The sequence below is a fragment of the Paenibacillus sp. N119s genome (assembly GCF_059447605.1).
The window spans coordinates 1-3,538 of sequence record NZ_JCAJRU010000356.1; the positions used below are offsets into that span (position 1 = coordinate 1).

Here is a 3,538-nt window from a genome sequence, read left to right on the forward strand (position 1 = left end):
AGACGATTAATGGACGCCCACATCTGCACCTGGGCTGGAGTGACGACGGGTTGTCTTGGGACATTGAAACGGAACGTTTGCACTTGGTTGATGAGGAAGGGAATGATTATCAGCCTAATTATGCTTACGATCCGCGTCTGGTTCGAGTAGAAGACACGTATTATATCATCTGGTGTACAGATTTTTATGGTGCAGCGCTGGGGATCGCACAAACGAAGGATTTCAAAAGCTTTGTACGATTGGAAAATCCGTTCTTGCCGTTTAATCGCAACGGAGTGCTGTTACCTCGCAAGCTAAATGGAAACTTTATGTTGCTATCCCGTCCAAGTGACAGTGGTCATACGCCGTTCGGGGATATTTTCCTGAGCGAAAGTCCTGACTTGGTGTATTGGGGCAAGCACCGTCATGTAATGAGTAAGGGCGGTCAGGGCTGGTGGCAATCGGTGAAGATTGGCGGCGGACCTGCACCGATCGAGACGACCGAAGGCTGGCTGATGTTCTACCACGGGGTGACAGGCACATGCAATGGGCTGGTATACAGCATGGGCGTAGCCGTTCTTGATTTGGATGATCCGTCCAAAGTTAAATATCGTTCCTCCAACTTCGTGTTGACCCCGGAGGAATGGTACGAAGAGCGAGGTTTTGTGCCGAATGTGGTGTTCCCGTGTGCTACGCTGCATGATGCAGACACCGGAAGAATTGCAATTTATTATGGAGCGGCTGATACGTATGTAGGTATCGCATACACGACAGTAGCTGACATTATGAAGTATGTCATCGCAACGGATGAAGTAGTCGCAGATGACCGTGAGTCCGGCCGAATGTAGGAGGAAATTTACATGCCGGAGGATATGTCTTTACAGCAGCTACAATCGTATATGGGCAGTAATCCAAAGCCGCAGGATTTTGATATGTACTGGGAACGGGCGTTACAGGAGCTGGAACGACAGCCACTGGAATATACACTGGAGCCTGCCGATTTTGTCTCTCCGCTGGTGGAGTGTTACCATCTGTATTTTACTGGAGTGGGCGGGGCGAGGGTCCATGGGAAGTTGGCACGTCCCAAGCATCTTACGGAACAAGGTCCAGCCTTGGTGATGTTCCATGGGTATTCCTGCGATAGTGGCGACTGGTTCGACAAGGTAAGCTATGCGGCACACGGATTCACTGTGCTGGCTATGGATTGCCGAGGGCAAGGCGGATTGTCTGAGGACAATTTGCAGGTTCAGGGAACGACGGTTCGCGGTCATATTATCCGCGGGATTGACGACCCGGACCCGGATCGGCTATATTACCGCAATGTATTTTTGGATACGGTACAGACAGTGCGCATTTTAATGTCTATGGAGCAGGTGGACCCGGAACGGATCGGTGCATTTGGCTGCTCCCAAGGCGGAGCTTTGACGGTTGCCTGCGCTGCATTGGAGCCGCGTGTTCGTGTGGCTGTGCCGGTATATCCGTTCCTGTCGGATTATAAAAGAGCCTGGGCACTGGATGCCACGACATCGGCCTATGAGGAACTGGTTTATTATTTTCGCTGGTTTGATCCCAATCATGTACGTGAGAGCGAAGTGTTTCACCGCTTAGGCTACATCGACATTCAACATTTAGCAGACCGTATTCGGGGGCGGGTGCTATTCGTGACAGGACTATCAGATGTGATTTGCCCACCTTCCACACAGTTCGCAGTGTACAATAAAATCGTATCGGACAAGGAATTGCTTGTGTATCACGAATATGGTCATGAGTATTTACCCTATCTGTCGGATCGTGCCATGAGCGAATTTTTGCGGCTGTAGGGGTTGAACTTAGCTAAAGGCTCCTTTATAGTAATAGCTATAACCTTCGTGAAGCGTAATAAATGAATGCCCCATTTGTATAACCTCAATAATATGGTTTGAGGGTCTCTACCAGGAACCGATAAATCCTGATTACAAAAAGTGTACGTCTTGTACATTTCTTGTGGTCAGGATTTTTTTGCGTAATACGAGGGATTTACATGACAGCAAAGGAGCTAATGTAATGAACTTCAAAGTAGTTATTTTAACCATTGCGACCTTTACGGTAGGTCTGGTGGAGTTAATTATCGGTGGCGTGTTGCCCCAGATTGCACAGGATTTGAACGTCTCTGTAAGTACAGCAGGGCAGCTTATCATGATCTATGCGCTCGTGTATGCTATTGCCGGGCCGACTTTGTTAGCGTTGACTGCCAAAATTGAACGAAAACGACTGTACTTATGGTCGATGTTCATCTTTATTATAGGAAGTCTGCTGGCTTTTTGGAGTCCGAATTATGCTGTGTTGTTTATATCCCGTATTGTTACTGCTGCAAGTGGGTCATTGATTGTAACATTGTCACTAACCATTGCAGTCAAAGTGGTGTCCAAAGCTTATCAAGCCCGCGTTCTTGGTGTGATCTCCATGGGGGTAAGTTCCTCCATCGTGCTCGGCATTCCAGCCGGGGTGCTGATTGGAAATGCGTTTGGCTGGCGGGTGCTTTTTCTGATCATTGCCTTGTTGACCGTAGTTTCTATGATTATTATGAACATGTTTATGGAACGGATTCCGACAGAGCATGTTGTGCCTATGCGTGAGCAATTGAAGTCTTTGAAAAATGTTAAAGTGATTAGTGCCCATCTGGTCACTACGCTGACACTGGCGGGGCACTACACGTTGTATGCGTACTTCACTCCGTTTTTGGAAAACCTGATGGGCTTGAACGCTTCGTGGGTGAGTGTAGCCTATTTTGTCTTTGGCTTGGCGGCAGTGAGCGGCGGCTTTATTGGCGGCTCTTTGGCCGATCGATTCGGCACAGCGAAAAGCATTCTCATTGTCGTAGGTGTGTTTATCGCTGTGATGTTCCTGTTGCCGTTCTCAATTCACTCGATGTATGTGTTTGTGCCGCTTCTGATCGTCTGGGGAATCCTGAGCTGGGCCTTGTCGCCCCCGATGCAAAGTTATCTTATTGAAAATGCACCCGAATCAGGCAGTATTCAGCAAAGCTTTAATTTCTCTGCACTCCAGGTCGGGATTGCCCTCGGTTCTGCCTTGGGAGGGGTAGTGATTGAGAATAGTACTTCTGTGGCCACGAACGCCTGGGTGGGCGGGGTATTTGTGATTGTTGCTTTTGTCTGCGGCGTATTTTCGATTACGAGAGTGGGGACATCGCAGACAGTCAGAGGACACCACTCCATCTCATAGCCCAGTAGGATATTTCTCCCTTTTATTATTCGAAAAAACATGTTATACTACTTCCAATTATGAAGAAGGGGGTGAGGTAGGTGAATCACGAGATGCTGAACAACCGTATTAGCCAGCTGCCGATTGCTATGGCTGGCATTGTTCATGCTTTTCCATACAACGGGAGAAGTCTGTCCAATTTTAATCATACGGTTGTAAACATCGCGAGAAGACGCCTACCTTAACTCGAACGGATTGCTGTATCTTCCGAAGAGCTGCGGGCTTGCTCCTGCGGCTCTTTTTGTGTTACCTGGGTAAGGGTCTTCCTAAATAAAGGAGAGCCTGAACATGTATATTG

At 48.2% G+C, this 3,538-nt stretch carries 4 protein-coding genes and 1 riboswitch; all 4 genes read left to right on the plus strand.

Going from position 1 to position 3,538, the window contains the following annotated elements; translation table 11 throughout:
- Window positions 1–827, plus strand: an 827-nt coding sequence (locus AC5V8P_RS24395) for a glycoside hydrolase family 130 protein (RefSeq protein ID WP_495473964.1), incomplete at its 5' end; no start/stop codon positions are given.
- A gap of 12 nt (window positions 828–839) precedes the next feature.
- The gene (locus AC5V8P_RS24400) at window positions 840–1,799 is read left to right on the plus strand and encodes an acetylxylan esterase (RefSeq protein ID WP_064797659.1); all 960 of its coding nucleotides are present in this window, start codon (window positions 840–842) and stop codon (window positions 1,797–1,799) included.
- 55 nt (window positions 1,800–1,854) lie between these two features.
- Window positions 1,855–1,954: riboswitch (purine riboswitch) on the plus strand.
- A 68-nt stretch (window positions 1,955–2,022) separates the two neighbouring features.
- Window positions 2,023–3,201, plus strand: coding sequence for an MFS transporter (locus AC5V8P_RS24405; protein ID WP_064797660.1), 1,179 nt, complete (start codon window positions 2,023–2,025; stop codon window positions 3,199–3,201).
- Window positions 3,202–3,281: 80 nt separating this feature from the next.
- Window positions 3,282–3,425 (plus strand): RAxF-45 family protein, encoded by a 144-nt coding sequence (locus AC5V8P_RS24410; RefSeq protein WP_016822706.1) that lies wholly within the window; start codon window positions 3,282–3,284, stop codon window positions 3,423–3,425.
- The last annotated feature ends 113 nt before the right edge of the window (window positions 3,426–3,538 follow it).

Coding starts and splice junctions, on each gene's coding strand:
- AC5V8P_RS24400 (WP_064797659.1), top strand. CDS start 840: ATGCCGGAGGATATGTCTTTACAGCAGCTACAATCGTATATGGGCAGT.
- AC5V8P_RS24405 (WP_064797660.1), top strand. CDS start 2,023: ATGAACTTCAAAGTAGTTATTTTAACCATTGCGACCTTTACGGTAGGT.